20 protein-coding genes are annotated in these 21,606 nt (G+C 73.9%); 10 read left to right on the top strand and 10 right to left on the bottom strand.

Annotated elements, in window-relative coordinates; translation table 11 throughout:
* Positions 1 to 33 precede the first annotated feature (33 nt).
* A complete protein-coding gene (locus tag C2L59_RS01670; protein WP_103347729.1) occupies positions 34 to 957 on the top strand; it encodes an EamA family transporter in 924 nt (307 codons plus the stop codon).
* A 37-nt stretch (positions 958 to 994) separates the two neighbouring features.
* Entirely contained in the window at positions 995 to 2,179 is a 1,185-nt protein-coding gene (locus C2L59_RS01665) for a glycoside hydrolase family 64 protein (RefSeq protein WP_103347728.1), read from the top strand.
* On the opposite strand, the gene C2L59_RS01660 is transcribed toward C2L59_RS01665, so the two are convergent.
* Entirely contained in the window at positions 2,176 to 2,340 is a 165-nt protein-coding gene (locus tag C2L59_RS01660; RefSeq protein WP_103347727.1) for a hypothetical protein, read from the bottom strand. The genes C2L59_RS01665 and C2L59_RS01660 overlap by 4 nt on opposite strands.
* A 193-nt stretch (positions 2,341 to 2,533) precedes the next feature.
* On the opposite strand from C2L59_RS01660, the gene C2L59_RS01655 reads away from it, so the two are divergent.
* Positions 2,534 to 3,094, top strand: a complete 561-nt coding sequence (locus tag C2L59_RS01655; protein WP_103347726.1) for an RNA polymerase sigma factor — start codon at positions 2,534 to 2,536, stop codon at positions 3,092 to 3,094.
* Positions 3,091 to 3,537: a hypothetical protein gene (locus tag C2L59_RS01650; RefSeq protein ID WP_103347725.1), complete on the top strand. Its 447-nt coding sequence runs from the start codon at positions 3,091 to 3,093 to the stop codon at positions 3,535 to 3,537. The genes C2L59_RS01655 and C2L59_RS01650 overlap by 4 nt, the downstream gene beginning before the upstream one ends.
* A gap of 1 nt (position 3,538) precedes the next feature.
* On the opposite strand, the gene C2L59_RS01645 is transcribed toward C2L59_RS01650, so the two are convergent.
* On the bottom strand, positions 3,539 to 4,657 hold the full coding sequence (locus tag C2L59_RS01645; RefSeq protein ID WP_103347724.1) for a S8/S53 family peptidase: 1,119 nt from the start codon (positions 4,655 to 4,657) through the stop codon (positions 3,539 to 3,541).
* Positions 4,658 to 5,068: 411 nt separating this feature from the next.
* Here C2L59_RS01645 and C2L59_RS50025 point away from each other — a divergent pair, with 411 nt between their 5' ends.
* Entirely contained in the window at positions 5,069 to 7,648 is a 2,580-nt protein-coding gene (locus C2L59_RS50025; protein ID WP_103347723.1) for a CHAT domain-containing protein, read from the top strand.
* 77 nt (positions 7,649 to 7,725) lie between these two features.
* Positions 7,726 to 8,532, top strand: a complete 807-nt coding sequence (locus tag C2L59_RS01635; RefSeq protein WP_233223217.1) for a lipase — start codon at positions 7,726 to 7,728, stop codon at positions 8,530 to 8,532.
* On the opposite strand, the gene C2L59_RS01630 is transcribed toward C2L59_RS01635, so the two are convergent.
* The 4 genes from C2L59_RS01630 to folP form a co-directional block, all read right to left on the bottom strand.
* Positions 8,522 to 9,364: an ABC transporter permease gene (locus C2L59_RS01630; protein WP_103347721.1), complete on the bottom strand. Its 843-nt coding sequence runs from the start codon at positions 9,362 to 9,364 to the stop codon at positions 8,522 to 8,524. The two genes, C2L59_RS01635 and C2L59_RS01630, sit on opposite strands and share 11 nt — an antisense overlap.
* Positions 9,361 to 10,272 carry an ABC transporter ATP-binding protein gene (locus C2L59_RS01625; protein ID WP_103347720.1) on the bottom strand — a complete coding sequence of 304 codons (912 nt, stop codon included), beginning with the start codon at positions 10,270 to 10,272 and terminating at the stop codon, positions 9,361 to 9,363. Before C2L59_RS01625 ends, C2L59_RS01630 begins: the two co-directional genes overlap by 4 nt.
* A complete protein-coding gene (locus C2L59_RS01620; RefSeq protein ID WP_233223216.1) occupies positions 10,269 to 11,144 on the bottom strand; it encodes a hypothetical protein in 876 nt (291 codons plus the stop codon). Before C2L59_RS01620 ends, C2L59_RS01625 begins: the two co-directional genes overlap by 4 nt.
* A gap of 456 nt (positions 11,145 to 11,600) precedes the next feature.
* Entirely contained in the window at positions 11,601 to 12,488 is an 888-nt protein-coding gene (folP, locus tag C2L59_RS01615) for a dihydropteroate synthase (protein WP_103347719.1), read from the bottom strand.
* A gap of 100 nt (positions 12,489 to 12,588) precedes the next feature.
* Here folP and C2L59_RS01610 point away from each other — a divergent pair, with 100 nt between their 5' ends.
* Positions 12,589 to 13,236: a rhomboid family intramembrane serine protease gene (locus tag C2L59_RS01610; RefSeq protein WP_103347718.1), complete on the top strand. Its 648-nt coding sequence runs from the start codon at positions 12,589 to 12,591 to the stop codon at positions 13,234 to 13,236.
* On the opposite strand, the gene C2L59_RS01605 is transcribed toward C2L59_RS01610, so the two are convergent.
* Positions 13,229 to 13,735: a YceI family protein gene (locus C2L59_RS01605; RefSeq protein ID WP_103347717.1), complete on the bottom strand. Its 507-nt coding sequence runs from the start codon at positions 13,733 to 13,735 to the stop codon at positions 13,229 to 13,231. The two genes, C2L59_RS01610 and C2L59_RS01605, sit on opposite strands and share 8 nt — an antisense overlap.
* Complete coding sequence (locus C2L59_RS01600; RefSeq protein ID WP_103347716.1) at positions 13,732 to 14,289, bottom strand: hypothetical protein; 558 nt, start codon at positions 14,287 to 14,289, stop codon at positions 13,732 to 13,734. Before C2L59_RS01600 ends, C2L59_RS01605 begins: the two co-directional genes overlap by 4 nt.
* Positions 14,290 to 14,399: 110 nt before the next feature.
* Between C2L59_RS01600 and C2L59_RS01595 the strand changes: the two genes are divergently transcribed.
* Both C2L59_RS01595 and C2L59_RS01590 read left to right on the top strand, forming a co-directional pair.
* On the top strand, positions 14,400 to 17,135 hold the full coding sequence (locus tag C2L59_RS01595) for an AAA family ATPase (protein WP_103347715.1): 2,736 nt from the start codon (positions 14,400 to 14,402) through the stop codon (positions 17,133 to 17,135).
* A 143-nt stretch (positions 17,136 to 17,278) separates the two neighbouring features.
* On the top strand, positions 17,279 to 18,055 hold the full coding sequence (locus C2L59_RS01590) for a serine protease (protein ID WP_103347714.1): 777 nt from the start codon (positions 17,279 to 17,281) through the stop codon (positions 18,053 to 18,055).
* Positions 18,056 to 18,118: 63 nt separating this feature from the next.
* On the opposite strand, the gene C2L59_RS01585 is transcribed toward C2L59_RS01590, so the two are convergent.
* The gene (locus tag C2L59_RS01585; RefSeq protein ID WP_103347713.1) at positions 18,119 to 18,946 is read right to left on the bottom strand and encodes a DUF11 domain-containing protein; all 828 of its coding nucleotides are present in this window, start codon (positions 18,944 to 18,946) and stop codon (positions 18,119 to 18,121) included.
* 182 nt (positions 18,947 to 19,128) lie between these two features.
* A complete protein-coding gene (locus C2L59_RS01580; RefSeq protein WP_103347712.1) occupies positions 19,129 to 19,770 on the bottom strand; it encodes a TetR/AcrR family transcriptional regulator in 642 nt (213 codons plus the stop codon).
* A gap of 84 nt (positions 19,771 to 19,854) precedes the next feature.
* Here C2L59_RS01580 and C2L59_RS01575 point away from each other — a divergent pair, with 84 nt between their 5' ends.
* Positions 19,855 to 21,555, top strand: a complete 1,701-nt coding sequence (locus C2L59_RS01575; protein ID WP_103347711.1) for a TIGR03086 family metal-binding protein — start codon at positions 19,855 to 19,857, stop codon at positions 21,553 to 21,555.
* Positions 21,556 to 21,606 lie beyond the last annotated feature (51 nt).

The raw sequence follows: 21,606 nt of genomic DNA, 5'->3' as shown, positions 1-21,606 counted from the left end.
CCAGTTACCTTAGCGCTGAGGTAATCTGCCTTAGTGCTAAACAACCGCCTCGCCCTCCTCCTCGTCACCGCGCTGGCCCCGGCCATCTGGGGCACCACCTACCTCGTCACCACCGAGTTCCTGCCGCCCGGCCGCCCGCTGCTCGCCGCCGTCATCCGCGCCCTGCCCGCCGGGCTGCTGCTCGTCGCGCTCACCCGGCGGCTGCCGAAGGGCGACTGGTGGTGGCGCTCGCTCGTGCTCGGGACGCTGAACATCGGCGCCTTCCTCGCCCTGCTGTTCGTCGCCGCCTACCGGCTGCCCGGCGGGGTCGCCGCCACCCTCGGCGCCCTGCAGCCGCTGATCGTCGCCGGCCTGTCCACCGGCCTGCTCGGCGAACGCCTGACCCGGCGGACCGTGCTCGCCGGCGTGGCCGGGGTCGCCGGCGTCAGCCTGCTGGTCCTGCAGTCGACCGCCCGGCTTGACGCGATCGGCGTGGCCGCCGCGGCCGGCGGCGCGGTCGTGATGGCCACCGGCGTCGTGCTGAGCAAGCGGTGGACGTCCCCCGCGCCGCTGCTGGCCACCACCGGCTGGCAGCTCGTCGCGGGCGGGCTGGTGCTCGTGCCGGTCACCCTGGCCGTCGAAGGCGCGCCACCGTCGGCGCTGTCCGGGGCGAACCTTGCGGGCTACGCCTACCTGGCGCTGATCGGCGCGGCCTTCGCGTACGCGCTGTGGTTCCGGGGCATCCGCGCGCTGTCCGCCACGCACGTGACTTTCCTCGGGCTGCTGAGCCCGGTCGTCGCCACCCTGCTCGGCTGGCTCGTGCTCGGCCAGCGGCTGACGCCGTGGCAGCTGCTCGGCGCGGCGATCGTGCCGGCCGCCGTGGTGGGCGCGCAGCTGCGGACGTTGGGCCGGACGGGGGCTGATAAATATCAGCCTTTGACAACCGCTCGCCGGGACACCGACGCTGAAATGGTCTGAACAACTTGCGATCATCGGCCTCGACGAGGAGGCGCCCGTGCGCACGAAAACGTCCTTCCGCCACCGCTTTGCGGTGCTGGCCGCGGCGGTCGCGGTGGCCACCGCGACCGCCCCCGCCGCCGAGGCGGTGCCGGCCACGATCCCGCTGAAGATCACCAACAACTCCGGCCGCAGCGACCCGGTCTACCTCTACGACCTCGGCACGAACCTGGCGACCGGGCAGCAGGGCTGGGCCGACGCGAACGGCGGGTTCCACGCCTGGCCCGGCGGCGCGGTGCCGCCGATCCCGGCACCCGACGCGTCGATCCCGGGCCCCGCGAACGGCCAGTCGATCACCATCCGGATCCCGAAGTTCTCCGGCCGGATCTACTTCTCCTACGGGCAGAAGCTGGTCTTCAAGCTCGCCACCGGCGGGCTGGTGCAGCCGGCCGTCCAGAACCCGTCGGACCCGAACGTCGACATCCTCTTCAACTGGTCGGAGTACACGCTCAACGACGGCGGCCTCTGGATCAACAGCACCCAGGTGGACATGTTCTCGGCGCCGTACGCGGTCGGCGTACAGCCGGCCGGCGGCACGACGAGGAACACCGGGCACCTGAAACCGGGTGGCTACAACGGGTTCTACACGGCGCTGCGCGGTCAGCCGGGCGGCTGGGCCAACCTGATCCGCACCCGCTCCGACGGCACGGTCCTGCGCGCGCTGGCGCCGGGCCACGGCATCGAAGCCGGCGCCCTGCCCGCGAACGTGCTGCAGGACTACATCAACCGCGTCTGGACGAAGTACAGCTCGTCGACGTTGACCGTGACCCCGGTGGCCGACCAGCCGAACGTCAAGTACTACGGCCGGGTCTCCGGGAACACCATGAACTTCACCAACACCTCCGGCGGCTTCGTGACGGCGTTCCAGAAACCGGATTCCGACAGCGTGTTCGGCTGCTACAAGAACCTCGACGCGCCCAACGACGTCCGCGGGCAGATCTCGCGCACGCTCTGCGCGGGCTTCAACCGCTCGACGCTGCTGACCAACGCGAACCAGCCGGACACCAGCTCGGCGGGCTTCTACCAGGACGCCGTCACCAACCACTACGCGCGCAAGATCCACGCGCAGATGGCCGACGGAAAGGCGTACGGGTTCGCCTTCGACGACGTCGGCCACCACGAATCCCTGGTCAACGACGGCAACCCGGCGACGGCCTACCTGACGCTGGACCCGTTCAACTAGAGCTTCACGACGACCGGCGCCACCGGCGTGTCCCCGAGCAGCTCGCCCGGGGGCGCGCCGGTGTGCACCGGCACCGGCTCCGCCCGGCCCCGCACCTCCGTCACCGGCTGTCCACACGCGACCAGGTCCACCACGAGCACCACCAGCACCACGGTCCGCACGACCGCTCACCCCGATCCCTGTCTCCACCACTCCCACCGGGCACACGGCGGCGGCCACCGGGGTGGTTCAGGTATTTCCCGCGCTCTCACCGGATCGGCTGAGCGGGGGAGGAAGACGGGAAGGAGTCCCCCGATGGCGTACCGGTCCGAAGGGCCGCTCTTGGTTAGGCTGAGCGGGGCAACCGGAGGTGAAGTGGACACCACGACCCTGCTCGAAGCGGCCGCGCGCGGCGACCAGGCGTCCTGGGACGCCCTCGTCAACCGGTACGCGAGCCTGCTCTGGTCGGTCGCCCGCGCGCACCGGCTGTCCGACGCCGACGCGGCCGACGCCGTCCAGACGACCTGGCTGAAGCTCGTCGAAAACCTCGGCCGGATCAAGGACCCGGAACGGCTGCCCGGCTGGCTGGCCACCACCGCCCGGCACGAGTGCCTCCGCCAGCTCCGCCGCGGCGACCGGGAGCGTCCCACCGACGACCAGGTCTGGCAGAGCGAGGCTGCGCCCGGCCCGGCCGTCGACGCGGCTTTGCTGCTCGACGAGCGCGACGCCGCGCTGTGGCGCGCGTTGGACAAGCTGTCGGATCAGTGCCGCCAGTTGCTGCGGCTGCTGATGGCCACGCCGCCGCCGTCGTACGCGGAGGTGTCGGCCGCCCTCGACATGCCGGTCGGCAGCATCGGCCCGACCCGGCAGCGCTGCCTGGGCCGGCTGCGCGAGCGGGCCGGCCAGGCCGGGCTCGGGACGGAGGACCGGACGTGACCGACGACGACGAGCTCATGGACGTCCTGCGCGCGGCGGCCGGCCGGGCCGACCCGGTGCCGGACCTCGTGCTGCGCCAGGCCCGTGCGGCCCTGACCACCCGCGACCTCGACGCCGAACTGGCGGAGCTGGCCTTCGACTCGGACCTGGCGGAGGCCGGCGCGGTCCGCGCGGACGGCGAAGACGTCCGCCTGCTGTCGTTCGAGTCGGCGCGCGTGTCGGTGGAGCTGCAGGTGGAGTACGGCGGTGGCCGGGTCTCGCTGCGCGGCCTGATCACCGGCGCCATCGGCGACGCGGTGATCGAGGTGGCGGGCGAACGCCACGTCCGCCCGATCGGCCCGGAAGGCTGGTTCACGGCGGCGGGCCTGCCCCGCGGAGCGACCCGGGTCGCGGTGACCGCCGCGGACGGCACGACGGTCACCACCGGCTGGGCGAGCCTCTAGCTCACTCCCGCACGTGCGGGACGTCCAGGCAGCCGTTGACGTCGTGGACGGTGATCGTTTCGGCGGCCTCCAGCACCTTGACGGCCGCCTCGCGGGCAGTGACGTCCGGGCCCATCCCGGCGGCGATCTTCCCGGTGAGGATCGCCGCCGAGAAGGACGTCCCGCTCCAGACCGCGTACCCGTTGAACTCCTGCACGTCGAAGACCTTGGGGTAGCCGGGGTGGAAGTACGGGCCGAGGACGTCGACGCCGTCGGCGAACGCCGCGATCCACGGGCCGAAGTTGCTGAAGTCGGCGACGCGCGAGATCGCCGTCGTGGGATCCGCCGAGCCGACCGGGAGCACCAGGGCGTGGTTGCCGTCGAGAACGCCGGGGAACGAGCGCCCGAGCTTGATCCCCGCCGGGTAGACCCGCTGCCGCATCCCCCGGTTTCCGGCGGAGGCGACCACGACCACCTCCGGGGACAGCCGGCCCAGCGCGGCTTCGATCGCCTTCGGCGGCTGGTCCTCGAAGGTCTCCCCCGAGAAGGACAGGTTGATCAGGGTGACGCCCTCCTCGCGGAGGTCGTCGATCGCGTTGGCCACGGCCAGGTCTTCGGCGTCGCCGCTCTGCTCGTCGATCACGCCCTTCATCCGGACGCCCACGTCCGGCCCCACCTGCTTCAGCACCAGCCCCGCGACGAACGTGCCGTGGCCGGCGGAGCCGACCGGGTTGCCGTCTTCGCCGCGGACGACCCGGACGGTGTCCTCCGGGGCGTAGCAGACGCGCCGGCCGAGGAATTCGTGCGGCGCGCCGTCCCGGAGCACGATCCCGGTGTCGACGACGCCCACCTGCATCCGGATGCGTTCGGCCGCGGGGACCGGGGTGAGGTCGAGGTTCGTCGGCCGCGGGCGCAGGTCACCCCAGATGATGCGGTCGAGGCCGAAGACGTGGTTCGGCCCCGCGCCGCGGCGGCCCAGGGCGGCGAGCACGTCCGGAACCGGACGCGTGCCGGTGAAGCGGCGCAGCGCACCGGTCCCCCCGTCCGGGTGGTAGCCGAACGCTGCCAGTCCGGGGCGGATCGCGGCACAATCGTCGGCATGGACCAGCAGCTCGCCGGCGCGGTGGCGGTATCGGGTCATGTGTCCCCCTCCGGGACCGATCATGGGTGAACGGGTCGGCAACCCGATCCGCGAACCCCTCCATCTGATACTGCGCCGATCGGTACCGATCCGGCCACAGCCACGGCCGGACGGCTTCGTGGCGACAGTCGCGTGCCGCGCGGGGGACGGCCTGCTTTTGACCGGACCGGTACCCACCAGCCGATCGGTACCGATCCGGCCACAGCCACGGCCGGACGGCTTCGTGGCGACAGTCGCGTGCCGCGCGGGGGACGGCCTGCTTTTGACCGGACCGGTACCCACCAGCCGATCGGTACCGATCCGGCCACAGCCACGGCCGGACGGCTTCGTGGCGACAGTCGCGTGCCGCGCGGGGGACGGCCTGCTTCTGGCCGGACCGGTACCCACCAGCCCGACCCGGCACAACCCGCGATGACCAGCGCCCTGGCCAAAGCCGTCGCCGCCGCGGACCTCGCGTTCACGGCGCCGGCCCGGGCCCGGGTGCTGGCCGCGGCCGCGCTCGCCGAAGCCGGCGGCCACGCCGAGGCCGCCGCGGTCGCCGAGCACGCGCTCGGCCTCGCCGGGGTGTCCACCGGCCGGCTCACCGACGCCGAAACCCGGCTGCGCAAGGCCGTTCGGCTGGCCGACGGCGCCGGCCTGCGGGAGCGGGCCGCCCAGACGCGCGGGGTGCTCGGCTACGTGCTGACGCTGACCGGGCGCACCGCCGAGGCCCTGCGCGAGCTGGACCGCGCGATGCCCGAGCTCACCGGGCCGGCCGCCGCGCGGCTGCGGATGCAGCGGGCCGTCGTGCTCACCGAAATCAGCCGGTTCGGTGACGCCGCCGCGGAGTTCGCCGCCGCTCTCGGCACGCTGCGCGCGGCGGGCGGGGACGCCCTGATCGAGGCGACGATCCGCACCAACCGCAGCATCGTGCTGGCCCGGCTGGGCGACTGGCGGGGCGCCGAAGAAGACCTGCGTCGCGCCGAAGCCGGCTTCGGCGCGACCGGCCACATGGGACGGACGGCGATGGTGTGGCAGAACCGCGGGCTCGCCGCCACCGTCCGCGGCGACGTCCCGGCCGCGCTCACCGCGTACGACGAAGCCGCCGCCCGGTACCAGGAGGCCGGGACGGACCCCGGGCTCTTGCCGATCGAACGCGCCGAGACGCTGCTCTCCGTCCGCCTGATCGCCGAAGCGCGCGAAGCCGCGACGGACGCCGTCGCGGAGTACGAACGCCGGCGCAACGCCGTCGACCTCGTCCAGGCGCGGCTGGTGCTCGCCAAGGTCGCCCTGCTCGACGGCGACCCGGAAACGGCGGTGCGCGAAGCCACGCTGGCGCAGCGGTCCGCGGCCCGGCAGCGCCGTCCGGGCTGGGCCGCGCTCGGCGGTTACCTGGCTCTGCGCGCCCGGCGTGACAGCGGGCTCCGGACGACCGCGATGCTCCGGTCCGGCCGGCGCACGGTCGCGGCCCTCACCGAGGCGGGCTGGGTGGTCGTGGCCCTGGACGCGCGGCTGATCGTCGCGTCGCTGGCACTGGCCCTGGGCCGGCCGGCGGTCGCCGAGGCGGAGCTGACGGTCGTCGGCCGGGCCGGCCGCGGCGGGCCCGCCGAGCTGCGGGCCCGGGCCTGGCACGCGACGGCGTTGCTGCGGCTGGTGCACGGCGACCGCCGGGGCGCGGCCGCCGCGGTGCGCGCCGGCGTGCGGGTGATCGACCGGTTCCGGGCCGGCCTCGGGGCGAGCGAGCTGCGCGCCCACGCGTCGGGCCACGCGAGCGAGCTGACCGGGCTCGGGCTGCGGCTCGCCGTCGAAGCGGGTCAACCGGAGGCGGTGCTGCGCTGGGCGGAGCACCGGCACGCGGGCGCCTTGCGGCTGCGGCCCGCCCGGCCGCCGGACGACGAGGGCCTGGCCGCCGACCTCGCCGCCCTGCGCCAGGTCGCCGTCGACCTCGCCGCGGGCACCGGCCAGGCGAACGTCCTGCTGCGCCGGCAGGCCCGGCTGGAGCAGGCGGTGCGCGACCGCGCCCGGCACGCGACCGGAGTGTCCACATCGGACACCCCGGTGCCGTCCCGCGCGGACCTCGCCGCGGCGCTGGGCCCGGCCACCCTGGTCGAATACCTGGAGCTGGACGGCCGGCTGTCCGCGCTGGTCGTCACCGGCGGCCGGCTGCGGCGGTGCGAGCTGGGCGCGGCGGCCGAGGCCGCGGACCGCCTGGACGAGCTGCGGTTCGCGCTGCGGCGGTCGGCGTTCGGCCTCGGCTCGTTCGCGGACCTCGCCGAGCGGACGGCCCGCCGCCTCGACGACCTCCTGCTCGCCCCGCTCCCGCTGGGCGACGGCCCGCTGGTGATCGTCCCGACCGGGCGGCTGCACGAGCTGCCGTGGCCGGCGCTGCCGGGCTGCCACGGACGTCCGGTGTCGCTGGCCCCGTCGGCGGCGCTGTGGCACCGCGCGGCGACCGCGCCCCGGGGTGCCGGCGGGGACCACGTCGTCGTGGCCGGTCCCGGGCTGCCGCACGCCGCCGCGGAAGCCGCCGCGCTGGCCCGCCGCTACCCCGGCGCCCGGCGGTTCACCGGCCGCACCGCCCGGGTCGAGCCGGTGCTCGCGGCGCTCGACGGCGCGGCGCTGGGCCACCTCGCGGCGCACGGCGTGTTCCGCACCGACAACCCGCTGTTCTCGTCACTCCGGCTCGCCGACGGCCCGCTGACGGTGTACGACCTCGAGCGCCTGGCCCGGCCGCCGCGCCAGGTGGTGCTGTCGGGCTGCGACTCGGGCCGTTCGGCGATCCACGCGGGCGACGAGCTGCTGGGCCTGGCCTCGGCCCTGCTGGCCCTGGGCACGACGAGCCTGGTCGCCACGGTCCTCCCGATCCCGGACGACGCGGGCCGTGCCCTGATGGTCCGCCACCACCGCCACCTGGCCGCCGGCCTCACCCCGGCCGCGGCACTGGCCCGCGCCCAGGCCGACCTCCCGGACTCCCCCACGGCCACCAGCTACGTCTGCTACGGCGCCGGCTGACTCCCTCACCACCCGGAGGCACCCTCCAGGTCACTTTCACGTGAAAGTGACCTGGGGGGCGGGGGCATCATGGAGGGGTGCGGATCACGGCCTGGTGGCGCGGTATCAGCCCGCGGCGGCGATTGATGCTGAGCGGCGTCGCCGCCGTCATCGCCGCGGTCGTCGTCGCCACCGTCGTCGTCACCTCCGGGGCGAAGGCCGCGCCGGACGCCGGTGTCCCGGACCAGGGCAAGCCCGGTCCCGTCCTCCTCGTCCCCGGCTACGGCGGCGGCCGGGACGGCCTGGAGACCCTCGCCGCGCGGATCCGGCAGGCCACCGGCCGGTCCGCCGAGGTGCTCACCCTGGCCGGCGACGGCACCGGTGACCTCGTCGAACAGGCCGGCGTCCTCGCCGAGGCCGTCGAAAAGGCCTACGAGCAGGGCGCGCCTTCGGTCGACGTCGTCGGGTACTCCGCGGGCGGGGTCGTGGCCCGGCTGTGGGTCGGCCGGGAAGGCGGGCAGCACCAGGCCCGCCGGGTCGTGACGCTCGGCGCGCCGATGCACGGCACCGGCCTGGCCACGGCGGGCGGTGCGCTGGTCCCGGGCGCGTGCCCGACCGCGTGCGTGCAGCTGGCGCCCGGCAGCAGCCTGCTGCAGGAGCTGGCCCAGGACCCGGTCCCGCCGACCCTGCCGTGGCTGTCGCTCTGGACCGACCGGGACGAGACGGTCACCCCGCCCGACTCGGCCCGCCTCGACGGCGCCGTCAACGTCCCGCTGCAGGAGGTCTGCCCCGGCAACACCGCCGCCCACGGCGACCTGCCCACCGATCCCGCGGTCACCGAAATCGTCCTGCAGGCGCTCGGCACCACCCCGCTCGAACCGCCCGCGGAGTGCCTCAGCTCGTGACGTCCTTCGTGGCGAAGTTCGCCCACGCGGCCCCGAAGAACACCACGATGTAGCCGGCCTGCAGCAGCAGCCCGTGGTCGATGTTGCGCCACAGCACCGGATCGCGGAAGAAGTCGATCCACGACAGCCAGTAGTGCGTCGGCAGGTAGGGCTTCACGGACGCGGCCGCGTCCAGCGTTTCCAGCACCGTGCTGATGATCAACGCGGCCAGCCCGCCGAGTGCGGCCCCCAGCGCCGAGTCCGTGAGCGTCGACAGGAACACCGTGATGGCGGCGAACCCGAGCATCGACACGACGATGTAGCTCACCGCGCCCAGCAGCCGCAGCCCGAGCGCGGACGAGCTGAGCGACTGCCCCGACAACGACGTCACGCCGGCCGGCTGGCCGCCCGGTCCCGCGACCCCCGGCGTGCCGCCGGTGCCGAACAGGAACACCCCGAGCACCAGCGACGTCAGCACGACGATGACGATCGCCGCGGTCACGTACACGGCCAAGGCGACCATCTTGGCGCCCAGCAACCGCGTCCGCCCGACCGGGCGCACCAGCAGGTAACGCAGGGTGCCGGTGGCCGCCTCGCCCGCGATCGCGTCGCCCGCGGTGACGGCGACCGCGATCGGCAGGAACAGCGGCAGCACCAGCGCGAGCGCGGCCGCCGGGAACAGTGCGCCGTCGTTCACCACCGCCGAGAGGAACGCGCCGCCCTGCCCGGGCGGCGGCGCGAAGTCGGCCGTCGCCAGGAAGACGCCGACGATGGCCGGCAGCAGGCACAGCAGCAGCACGCTGAACCACACCCGCGGCCGCAGCGCGAGCTTCCGCAGTTCGACGCCGATCACCCGGCCGCCCCGAACCGGTCCGAGCCCGGCCCCGTCACGTCGAGGACGACCTGTTCCAGCGTCCGCTGCTCGGCGTGGATGGACGTCACGCGCACCCCGGCCTCGACGAGCAGGGCGTTCAGCGCCGCCGGGTCGTCGTGCCGGATCACGAGCCGGTCGCCGTCCCGGGCCTCGAGCTGGCCGTCGAGGACGGCGGCGGCCGCGGCGGGGTCCGGCGTGCCGACCAGGATCCGGCCGGTCGCCGCCCGCAGCGTGCCGAGGTCCTCCTCCAGCACCAGCCGGCCCCGGTCGACGACGCCGACGCGCGTGCAGAGCTGCTCGACCTCGGCCAGCAGGTGGCTGGAGAGGAACACCGTGGTGCCGCCCGCGTTCAGCTCGACGAGCAGCTCGCGGATCTCCTTGATCCCCTGCGGATCCAGCCCGTTGGTCGGCTCGTCGAGGATAAGCAGCCGCGGCCGCCGCAGCAGTGCGCCGGCGAGCCCGAGCCGTTGCCGCATCCCGAGCGAGTACGCCTTCACCGGCCGCTGGTCGACCCCGCCGAGCCCGACCTGTTCGAGGGCTTCGCCGACGCGGCGGCGTCGGGTGCGCCGGCCCCCGCCCCGCCCGGCGGCGTCGAGCAGCGCCAGGTTCCGCCGCCCGGACAGGTGCGGGTACGCGGCCGGCCCTTCGACGAGGGCGCCGACCTCCGGCAGCACCTCGGCGACCCGCTTCGGCACCGGTTTGCCGAGCACCTCGATCTCCCCGGCCGTCGCGTAGACCAGCCCGAGCAGCATGCGGACGAGCGTGGTCTTGCCCGAGCCGTTCGGGCCGAGAAAGCCGTAGCGGTCGCCCTCGCGGACCTCGAGGTCGACCGCGTCGACGGCCACCGTGCGGCCGTACCGCTTGGTCAGCGCGCGGGTGACGATCACGGCCCGCTCCGGCGCAGCCGGGACAGCTCATCGGCCACGGACTTCAGGACGGCGGGCGTCACGGTCCCGGCCAGCAGGTAGGAGCGCCGGGACACCGACGACCGCACGATGCCCAGCGACAGCGGCGTGATCGACAGCTGCACAACACTCCCGGTGGCCAGCTTGACCTGCACCGCACCGGCCTTCCCGGCGGCGTCGCTCGCAGCGTTGGCCACCGTCCGCGGCACGGCGATCACGGCGAAGGAGGCCAGCCCGCTGCCGTAGAGCGCGGCCCCCTGGACGCCGCCGAAGTCCGACGACGTCACCGGACGGCCGGCAAGCCGCGCCGGCAGCGGCACCTGGCTGAACGCACCGAGCGTGTCGGCCACGTCCGGCGCACTGGCCACCCCGAACCCGGACCCGAGCGCCGGCCGCGGCGCTTCGACGACCGGCGTCGTCTGTTCGAGCTGCCGGAACTCGGTCACCAGAATCGGCGCATCCTGCCCCCGAGCGGTGAGTTCCACCCGCACGGCCACCCCGGTCACCGGATCGGCCCAGACATCCACCCGCCCGACGGTGGTATCGGGATCGGCGGGCACCAGCCGCAATCCGGAAGCGGCAACACCGGCAACGTTGCGCCCCGGCAGCGCACTGACCGGATCCCCTTGAGCGGCACCCAGAATCCGCCGGGCAAGCTCGGGCGGCAGCAGGTCCCCACCCCGAGGCAGCCGAACCCCGGGATCCCCGATCAGCTCGGTGAGCGTGTTGTCCCCGTAGTCCCAGGTGTACTCACCATCGGGCAGCCGGTAGACATCGTGCTCACCAGCGGTCCCGAGAATATCGACCCGATACCGATCAGGCCCGGCATACCAGGCACGCATCGGCGTCCGCATGGAGAAGAGAGCGGTGACGGCCCCCAGGTTCGGAAGTTCAGGCAGGGCGAGCGAGCCAGAGCTTTCGGCGTAACCCTGATACGGCCGTCCGGCGGAACCAAGGACAAGGGAACGCAACCGAGAGGGATCACCGGAAGCCCCGGAGGGACTAAGGGCACCGACAACGGAGGGCACAGAGACAAGCAGAACCCCCAAGGCGCCGACAACCGCCCACCGCCACCGCTTGTCCCACCACGCAGACAAGGGCGCCATCGACATCACCTCCCCACCAGTTGTACGCCATGCCCCGACCCCAAGCCTGCTGACGGAACGAACGAAAGACGAAGCCGGCAGCGCAAGAGGGCAAGGACGTCACCAGACCCGGCTTTTCCGGGGGCGAGAAGCCTCTACCGCGGCAGCCTGATCGAGGCCTGTCACTTTGACGGCCTCAGGCGACGGGATGACCACCCAGCTCCTCTATTGCGAGGTCGCCGTTGCCTTGGCGAAGGCCGCTACCGCCTCCACGGCCTCCCGTGTCTCCCTCACGTTGTGTGCGCGGAAGACCGCTGCTCCTGTGTGGGCTGCTATTGCCGTGGCCGCCAGGGTTCCCGCCAAGCGGTCGGGGGGCTCCAGGTTCAGGGTTTCGCCGATCAGGTCCTTGTTCGACAGGGCCACCAGGACCGGCCAGCCCGTGGCCACCAGGCGGTCGAAGTGCCTGAGCAGCTCCAGTCCGTGCCGGGTGCTCTTGCCGAAGTCGAACGTCGGGTCCACCAGTACCCCGGCGCGCGGGACGCCCGCCTCGACCGTTCGCTCGGCCGCCGCCGTCAGCTCGGCCAGTACCTCCGCCACCACGTCGTCGTAGCGGGGCCAGAACGGGCGGTCGGTGGTGGGTGCCGGGTACGGGTCCGTGCGCAGCGGCATGCCGCCGACGTGGGAGCACACGTAGCCCGTGCCGAACTCCGCCGCGATTTCCACCAGCTTCGGGTCCGCGCCCGCCCAGGTGTCGTTCAGCAGGTCCGCGCCCGCTTCGCAGACCTGGCGGCCCACCTCGTGGCGCCAGGTGTCGACGCTGATCACCAGGTCCGGGTGGCGGCGGCGCACCTCGGCGACGAACGGGACCACGCGCCGGCTCTCCTCGTCGACGTCGACCTCGGGGCCCTCGCCCGCCTTGACGCCGCCGATGTCCACGATGTCGGCGCCCGCCGCCACCGCGCGGTCCACCGCTTCGAGGGCCGCCGTGTCGGCGAAGGTCGCGCCCTTGTCGTAGAAGGAGTCGGGGGTGCGGTTGACGATGGCCATGACCAGGGCGCGGTCGCCGGGCATGCGGCGGCCGCGGAAGACCGTCTCCGGCCGGTGAGACGTCATGCGCCCAACCCTGCCAGGTCACGGCTGGGTCCGAAACGCCGCGTCGGGGGTCCCGCGGCGGTTATCCTCGGGCGCGCGCCAACCGAGCAGGGGGAACGAAATGAGCGAGGATCCGGCCCGCAGCGAAGCCGAATCGATGATCGCCGAGGCCAAGAAGGCCCTGTGGGTGATGGTCGGCCTGCTGGCCGTGCTGTGGCTGGTGCAGATCGTCAACGCCGTCGACGGCTACGACCTGGGCCGGGACCTCGGCATCGAGCCGCGGGACCCGGGGTCGCTGCCGGACGTCCTGACCGCGCCGTTCATGCACTCCAGCTGGGGGCACATCGAGGCCAACTCCGGGCCGCTGTTCATCTTCGGGTTCCTCGCCGCCTACCGCGGGGTGAAGAAGTGGTTCGGCGTGAGTGCGCTGATCATCGTGGCCAGCGGCCTCGGCGTGTGGTTCACCGCGCCGTCGAACTCGGTCACGGTCGGCGCCAGCGGCCTGCTGTTCGGCTACTTCGGCTACGTCATCGTGCGCGGGCTGTTCGACCGGCACCCGATCGACATCGTGATCGGGCTGGTGATGGCGCTGTGCTTCGCCTACCAGTTCACCTCCCTGCTGCCCACCGACGAGCGGGTCAGCTGGCAGGGTCACCTCTTCGGGTTCGCCGGCGGCATCGTCGGCGGCTGGCTCTTCCGCGACCGGCGGCCCAAGGCGGTCGCCGCCCCCGACCCGGCGACCGCCCTCCTCCCCCGGGACCTCAGCTAGGCGGCTCGAGCTCCGCCTCGACGACGATCCGGATGTACCGGCCGATCACCGCCCGCGGCACCCGCAGGCCCAGCGGCGCCCGGTCGAACGTCCCGGTCGCCCGGACGCGCGTCCCGCCGGCGCTCGGCTCGGCGGTCAGCGTCAGGGGGCACGACGTCCCGCGCAGCCGCAGCTCGCCGGCCACCTCCCAGCCGTCGTCGCGCCGGTGGACGCCGGTGGCCGTGAACGTCAGCTCCGGCCGGTCGGCGCTGTCCAGGAGGCTGGGTTTGCGCAGGTCGGCGTCGCGGCGCGGGTTGCGCGTGTCGAGGGCGCCGAGGTCGAGTTCGGCGTGCACCGCCGTCACCCCGGCCGTGGTCACCTCGACCGTGCCCGCGCGGACCGGGATCGTGCCGCGGACCCGGTTGAACCCGAAGTTGCGGACCTCGAAGGCCGCCGTCGTCCGTCCACCGCGGACGGTCCAGGTGCCGGCGCGCAGCGCGGGCGCGGTGTGCGGGCTCATCGCGCACCCGCCGTCGCCGGCAAGGCCGCATGCCGCACGCGGTGCAGTTCGACCCGGTCCGGGCCGGGCAGCAGCGCCGGGTCCTCGCCGGGCAGCAGCTCGGTGCCCATGATCGCGTCCTGGACGGCTTCGACCACCGCCAGCGACGCCGTGAACCCCACGACGACCAGCGCCCGGTCTTCGGCGAGCAGGGCGTACGTCGTGCCGACGCCCTCGATGTCCCGGACGGCGGGCCGGATGCGCTCGCGGCCGGCACGCTGCTCGGCGGCCGACTGGTCGGCGCCGCGGGGCCCGTCGAACCAGGTGATCTGGGCGTAGGCGGCCGCGTCCGACGCCGAGTGCACGTCGGCGACCCGGTAGACACCGGTGTCGAGCCAGGTGGTGCCGCCGGGACGGCGGGCCGCGGCTTCGCCCGCTGTCGCGGCGTCGGGCCAGAAGGTGACGACGGCGCCGGCCTGGCCACCCAGCTGGGTGAGCGTGGCGGCGCCCAGGGCGCCCGCGCCGAGGTCGTGGGCCCCCAGCGGGCTTCGGAACTGGTGGATCGTGGCGTGCATCGGATGCTCCTTTTCGCTGGTCGGCTGCTGGGGACGACTCTCGCCGCCAACGGCGCCGGCGGGCATCAGTGCCAGTACGGAGAAGGCCACGCAAAGGGGATACTGCCCGGGTGACGCGCAGCGAGCCGTTCGTCGGGCGGGCCGGTGCCGCGGCCGACCTGCGGGCGTGGCTCGCGGCCGCGGCCGGCGGGACCGGCGCGGTGGTGCTCGTCGGCGGCCCGGCGGGGATCGGCAAGACCCGGCTGGCCGAGGCGGTCACCGGCCCGGCCGCCGTCTGGGGCCGGTGCGTCGACGATCCGGGCGCGCCGCCGCTGTGGCCGTGGCGCCGGGTGCTGCAGGCGCTGCCCGAGGCGGGCGCGGCGGTCTCCCGCGCCCTGGCCGAGCTGGACGACCGCGACGGCACCGACCTGGTCGCGGCCCGGTTCCGGTTCGTCGCGGTGGCGGCCGACGCGCTGGTCGCCGCGGCGGCACCGGCCGGTCTGGTCGTGGTCCTCGAAGACGTGCACTGGGCCGACGAGGCGTCTCTGCGGCTGCTGCGGCACCTCGCCGGCGAGGTCCGCCGGTCGCGGCTGGCCGTGGTCGCGACCTACCGCGACACCGGCCCGGCGAGCCCCCTTTTCGATGCCTTGCCCGAGTTGCTGGCCCGGCCGGGCACGGAGAGCCTGCGCCTGGACCCGCTGACCGAACCCGACGTCCGGGCCTACCTCGCCGGGGTCGGCCGCGCGGGTGCCGACGCGGGCGACGCGCTGCGGCGTTCGGGCGGCAACCCGCTGTACCTCAAGGCGGTCGCGCGTTCCTCGGCGAACGGCGACGGCGAGGCCGAGCTGCGGCACCTCGTCCGCACCACCGTCGCCGGGCTGGACGCGGGGACGCGGGACCTGCTGGCGATTGCGTCGGTCCTCGGCGAGGAGGTCGACGCGCACGTCGTCGCCGAGGTCGCCGGGCGCCCGGTGCCCGAGGTCGTCACGGCGCTCGACCGCGCGGTCCGCGCCGGGGTGCTGCGGCCCGCCGACGCCGGGTCCCGGCGGTTCGCCCACGCCGTCGTGCGCGACGGCATCTACGCCGACCTCGACCAGGGCGTCCGCGAGGACCTGCACGCCCGGACGGCGGCCGCGCTGGAACACCGGGCCGAACCGGGCGTGGTGGCCGGGCACTGGCTGCGTTCGGCGGCGACCCCGGACGCCCTCGTCCGGGCGGCGGGGTGGGCCGAGGCGGCGGCCCGGGACGCGACCCGCGCGCTCGCCTTCGCCGAGGCCGCGCGGTTTCTCACTCTCGCGCTCGACTGCCGCCGCCGCGCGGGCCCCCGCGACGGGCTCGCCGCCCTGCTCGTCGACCTCGCGACGGCCGAGTACCGGGCGGGCCGGTTCGCCCGCAGCTTCGGCCACGCGCGTGAGGCCGCCGGGCTGACGTCCGATCCGGCGCTGGTGGCTGCGGCGGCGCTCGTCGTCCGGGACACCTCGGCGCCCGACCTGCTGCCGGGGATGGCCGAGCTGACGGAGTCCGCGCTGGCGGTGCTCGGCCCGGACGCGGACCCGGCCGTGCGGGCGAAGCTGCTGGCCCAGTCCGCCGCCGTGACCGCCGACTACGGGCGGGCGACCGAGGCCGTCAAGGCCGCGGACGAGGCGCTGGAGCTGGCGGAGCTGTCCGGCGGCCAGGAGGCGCGGCTCGACGCCGTCCGCGCCCGGCTGAAGATCCGCCCGTTCGAGCTGCCGCTGGCCGAACGGCTGCGGTTCGGCGCGCTCGCCGTGTCACTGGGCGGCACCGGACGGCCGCTGGTGGCGCTGTGGGGGCACAAGTGGCGGCTGGACGCGGCCTTCGAGGTCGGCACGGTCTCCGTCGTCGACACCGAGCTGGCCGCGATCGCGGCGCTGGCCGCGACGACCCGCCTGCCGCTGATTCGCTGGCACGAGCTGCGGCTGCGGGCGTCGGTCGCGGCCTACCGCGGCGCGTTCGCCGAGGCCCGCGCGCAGAACCGGCTGGCGGGCGAGCTCGCGGCGGCGGAGCTGGCCGAGGACCGGTCCGCCGCCGGGATGTCGTTCGCGTTCGCGCAGCAGCTGGCCGACGTCGTCGGCGACCCGGCCGAGCTGCCCGACGGCTACGACGAGCTCCTGGCCATCGCGCCACCCCTGCCGATCACGGTCATCTCCCGCCCGCTCTGCGCCCTGGTCGACGGCCGCCGCGACGAGGCACGCGCGGCCTACGACGCACTGCGCCCGCGCCTGCGCGACCCCGACTTCCTCGGCCAGGCCCCGGGAATCGCGCCGAACCTGCTGCCGCTGCTGGAGGCGTTCGAGGACGTCGAAACGGCGGAGTGGCTCGCCGGGCGGCTGGCCGGGGCCCCGCCGGTCGGCTCGGGTGGCGCGGGCACGTTCTGCAGCGACTGCTCCAGCAGCTGGTCCGCCCGCCTCGCCGCGCTCCTGGGCCGGCACGCCGAAGCCGCCTCGCTGTTCGAGGAGGCGATCGCGTGGGACACGCGGCTCGGCGCCCGGCCGTACGTCGTGCACAACCGCATCCGCCTGGCCGCCGAGCTGACGGCCCTCGGCGAGCTCCCGCGCGCGGAAACCCTGGCCCGCCAAGCGGCCGACGAAGCCCGCCGGCTCGGCATGCCGGGCTGGCTGCGCAAGGCCACGGCGGTGCTCGACCGGGCCGACCCGCTGACCGGGCGGGAACGGGAGGTCGCGGCCCTGGTGGCCGGCGCGCTGAGCAACCGCCAGATCGCCCGCCGGCTGGTGCTTTCCGAGCGCACGGTGGAAAGCCACGTCCGCAGCGTGCTGGCCAAGCTGGGCCTGGCGAACCGGACCGAGGTGGCGGCCTGGGCACATCGCCGGGGTCTCACGCCGGAGTGAAACCGCGTCGGTGACTTGGTCCGGGCCGGAGTCCATCGGCGGGCGCTGTGAAGACGCTGTGCCATCCGGCCCGACATTGTGAAGTCGCTGTGCATCCGCCTCCGTACGCTGCGGATCCGGCGGTGCTGTGGTGATCTGAAGAGGTGGCGATCAAGTTCCTCCGGCCCGCGCTGACGGCCGCGGCGACCCTGCTGGTCCTCGGGACCGGCCTGGTCGTCGGCACCGACACGACCGCCGACGACGCCTACGCCGCGGGCGCGCCGGCCGCCGCCCCGGCCGCTCCTGCACCCGCTGCCGCCGCCGCAGCCGCTGCCGCCGCGCCTTCGGCCAAGCCCGCGGCTTCCGCGGTCGGCGCGTTGTTCGCGAACGGCAGCCACTTCTGCACGGCGAGCGTCGTGCACTCCGCCGCCGGCGACCTCGTCCTGACCGCCGCGCACTGCGTCAAGGACGGCATGACCTTCGCCCCGGGCTACCACGACGGCGTCACGCCGTTCGGGATGTGGACGGTGACTTCGGTGGCCGTCGCCGACGGCTGGACGTCCTCGGCCGACCCGGACCTGGATTTCGCGTTCCTCACCGTGCGGCAGGCCGGCAATTCCGCGTCGCTGGAAAGCCTCACCGGCGCGAACGTGCTCGGCACGGACCGCGGATTCCAGCACCGGATCACCCTCACGGGCTACCCCGGCACCACCGATTCCCCGGTGGTTTGCGAGGGGAACACGACGCAGGCCGACACGTATCAGCTGCGCGTCGCGTGCCCCGGTTTCCCCGACGGAACCAGCGGCGGGCCGTGGGTGACCGGCGGCGCGGTGATCGGCGTGATCGGCGGTTTCGAGCTCGGCGGGGACACGCCGGACGTGTCCTACAGCCCGTATTTCGACGACGACATCGCGAAGCTCTACGCGTCGGTCACCGGCTGAAAACGCGAACCGGGCCCGCGTCCCTGGCGGAGGACACGAGCCCGGTTCACCTCTCGCGAACCCTCAGCAGGTCACGACGAGCCCGGTGAGCGCCGAGCACGTCTTCGACGCGCTGTTGTTGGCGCTGTTGGGATCCGCGGGCGAACTCGCCGTCCGCACCGCCGTCGCGGTGTACGAACCGAGCGCGAGCAGGCCGCCGTTGACGGAGAACTTCGGCGTCACGGAGGCACCGCTGGCCAGCGAAGCGACGTCGCAGTTCACGGTCCGGGTGGTGCCGACGCGGACGCACCCGGAGCCGCTGGCGAACGACAGGCCCGCGGGATACGTGACCACGACCCGGATTCCGGTCGCCGCGGACGGGCCGGTGTTCGTCACGGTCACCGTGTAGTCGATGCGCGCGTTCAGCCCGCCGTGCCCGGTGGCGCCGAGCCCGACCTTGACGTCGGCCTGGGCCGACGGATCCGCGATGGTGATCACCGGGCCGTCGAGGGTGTCGAAGGAGTAGTTGTCGCCGACGAACTGGTGCTGCAGCGTGAACTGGCCCGGCGCCGCGGTGTCCTTGACGCGCAGGGTCCACACCGTGGTCTTCGTGCCGCCCGCCGCGAGGTCGCCGAACGCGGCACGGTAGCTGCTCCCGGCCTGGAAGCAGCCGACCGCGGTCGTGTTGGTGCAGGACACGACGTCGACGACATCGGTGATCGCGGTCGGGGTGCCGTAAATGGCGCCCTTCGCGAAAGTCACCGTGAAATCGGTGGGATTGTGAATTGTTTGCGTCACCGTGAATGTCTGTCCCGGCAGCACCGTGGTGGGACTGACTTCGACGGCGCTGGTGGGCGTGTCCGCCTGCGCGGCGGGGGCGATTGCGATGAACGCCGTGGCCAGTGCGGCCACCGAGGACAGGATCGTGGTCCGTCGCCAGCTTCTTTGCATAGTCGTCATCTCGCTGTTCCGGTCCGGGGAGGGAATGCCGCTCTGACTGATGGTGCATTGGGGTCTTTTGGACAGCCGACGCTGATCAGTCGTCGCACTCCCGGAAATCGTTACCACCATCCGGATGCGTTGCGGCACCGCCGTCAGGAGGGACGCCAGCGGCCGTTCATCTCACCCGGGCGCGGCGGCGGGCCCGGCAGATCCGGGCCGTGCGCCGACAACCCCTCGACGAGCAGCGCGAGGTACCGGCGGCGCAGCTGCGTCGTGCGCTCCGGGTCGTCGACGCGGATGGCGGCGCAGCACTCGAGGATCATGCCGAGGTCCTCGGCGACGGCGTCCGGGCGCAGCCGCCCGGTTTCGCGCGCGCGCTCGACCAGTTTCGCCGTCAGTTCGCCCGCCCGCCGCGCGTCCCGGCCCATCTCGTCGGTCGGGGTGAACGTGCCGGCGAGGTGGACGGTCAGGGAGTGCACGTCCAGCTCGACGACCCGGGTGAGGAACCCGGTCAGGGCGGCCCAGGCGTCCCGCTCCTCGGCGGCGACCTCGGCCTCGCCGATGTACATGAGGAGCCCGTCGTGGCAGATGTGGCGGAGCAGGATCTCCTTGCTCGGGTACCGGCGGTAGAGCGCGCTGATCCCCACCCCTGCGCGCTCGGCGACCTGCGAGATCGGCGCCTTCGGATCGCCGAGGAAGACGTGCCGGGCGGCGTCGAGGATGAGGACGTTGTTGCGGGCGGCCTGGCCTCGGCGGCCGGGCAGGGCGGTCTCGGGCGTGGCGGTCTCGCGCATCCGCCGAGATTACCACTGGAACGGATCATTCCGGTCTGCTACAGTTCGGAACGAAGCATTCCGTTCCGCCCGAAGGAGCCAGTCATGACGGTCCCCGCCCTCCGCCCGTTCCGCGCCGAGATCCCGCAGCCCGCCCTCGACGACCTGCAGAGCCGCCTGCGCGGCGCGCGGTGGCCGGACGACCTGCCCGCGGAGTACGGCGTCACGAACGGGCGGGTGCGCGAGCTGGCCGAGTACTGGCTGGAGAAGTTCGACTGGCGGGCGTTCGAGGCGCGGCTCAACGCGTACCCGCAGTTCCTGACGGAGATCGACGGCGAGACCATCCACTTCCTGCACGTCCGGTCGTCCCGGCCGGACGCGACCCCGCTGGTGCTGACCCACGGCTGGCCGGGGTCGATCGTCGAGTACCTCGACGTGATCGGGCCGCTGACCGAGCCGGAGTCGGCCGGCCAGCCGGCGTTCCACCTGGTCATCCCGTCCCTGCCGGGCTTCGGCTTCTCGGGCCCGACGGCCGCGGCGGGCTGGGGCACGCACCGCACGGCGGCGGCGTGGGCCGAGCTGATGAGCCGTCTCGGCTACGAGACGTACGGCGCGGTGGGCAACGACGCGGGATCGATGATCTCCCCGGAGATCGGCCGGCTGGCGCCGGAGAAGGTCGTCGGCGTGCACGTCACGCAGCTGTTCTCGTTCCCGTCGGGCGACCCGGCGGAGATGGCGGACCTGAGCGAGGCCGACCAGGCGGCCCTCGCGCACCTGCAGTGGTTTTACGAGAACATGTTTTCGTTCAACACGTTGCACAGCCAGCAGCCGCACACGCTGGCGTTCGCGCTGGCGGACTCGCCGCTGGGCCTGCTGGCGTGGAACGCCCAGCTGTTCGGCGAGCACCTGGACCCGGAATTCGTGCTGGCGAACGTGGCCCTGTACTGGCTGACCCGCACGGGCGGCTCGTCGATCCGCTTCTACTACGAAGACGCCCACCAGACGGCGACCCCCCAGGGCCCGACAACGGTCCCGACGGCCCTGGCCATGTTCGCGGGCGACTTCCAGTCGATCAGACGTTTCGCGGACCGCGACCACGCGAACATCGTGAGCTGGAACGCGTACAACGTCTCAACGGCCGCAGGCGGCCCCCGCGACGCAGCGGGCCACTACGCGGCCCACGAGGCCCCGGAGGTATTGGTGTCCGACATCCGCGGATTCTTCGCCAGCCTGAAGAGCCCCTGGCCGATCTTGACGGCCGCCCACGACGCCCTTCGATCGGCGGTGGCGGGCGTAAGCGACTGGACGTCGCCGACCCCGTGCGAGGCCTGGAACGCAACCCAGGTCCTCCAGCACGCAGCAGGCGACCAGCTGGGCTACGCAGCCTTCATCACGGGTTCGGGCGGCCCGGACTTCGACCCGTTCTCCCCGTCGGGTGCCCTCCCCGACGCACCGGCGGCCTTCCTGGAGCCAACCCTGACCGCCGCGGCGGCCGCATTCGCCACGGTATCCCCGGAGGCGACGGAGGTCCCCACGCCCCTCCCGCAGGGCGCCCTCCCGGCCCCGGTGGCAGCAGGCGCGGCAGCCCTGGACGCGGCGGTCCACGCATGGGACATCGCGGTGGCCACGGGCCAGCCGTCGCCGCTCACGCCGAAGCTGGCAGCGGACCTGCTGCCGGTGGCGAGGCAGCTGGCGGAGCCACTGCGCGGCTTCGCATACGCACCGGCTTTGGAGCCGGCCACCGCCGATGACGCGGTGTCGTCACTGCTGCGGTACCTGGGCCGCAACCCCGAGTGGACTGCCTGAGGGCGAGGGTCCGCCGGGAACCCGCACTCGCCGATTCCCGGCAACCCCCAC

Origin of the sequence: Amycolatopsis sp. CA-128772 (genome assembly GCF_002904295.1) — a bacterium.
In the GTDB taxonomy this organism is placed as follows: Bacteria; Actinomycetota; Actinomycetes; order Mycobacteriales; family Pseudonocardiaceae; genus Amycolatopsis.
This window is presented reverse-complemented; position numbering and strand designations above follow the sequence as displayed.